Source organism: Microbacterium karelineae (genome assembly GCF_009745985.1).
In the GTDB taxonomy this organism is placed as follows: domain Bacteria; phylum Actinomycetota; class Actinomycetes; order Actinomycetales; family Microbacteriaceae; genus Microbacterium; species Microbacterium karelineae.
The window spans coordinates 1-332 of the sequence record NZ_WFIX01000039.1; the positions used below are offsets into that span (position 1 = coordinate 1).

Annotated in this window: 1 protein-coding gene; it reads left to right on the forward strand. The window is 57.8% G+C overall.

The window, feature by feature from the left end; translation table 11 throughout:
* Nucleotides 1–332: MIP/aquaporin family protein (locus GB932_RS00780; RefSeq protein WP_197517193.1), on the forward strand; the 332-nt coding region annotated here is incomplete at both ends.

The following is a 332-nucleotide window of genomic DNA, read 5'->3' on the forward strand; positions in this document are numbered from 1 at the left end:
GCGCGGCAGCGTCGAAAGTCTGGATCTGGCTGGCATCTTCTCAACCTACCCGAACCCGCATATCAATTTTGTGCAGGCGTTCGCAGTTGAAATGGTGATTACCGCTATTCTGATGGGCGTCATCATGGCGCTGGGCGATGACGGCAACGGTATTCCGCGTGGCCCGCTGGCACCGCTGTTGATTGGTCTGTTGATCGCCGTCATCGGTGCGTCTATGGGCCCGCTAACCGGTTTTGCGATGAACCCGGCGCGTGACCTGGGGCCAAAAACCTTCGCCTTCTTTGCAGGATGGGGCGACGTGGCCTTCACCGGTGGCAAAGATATTCCTTACT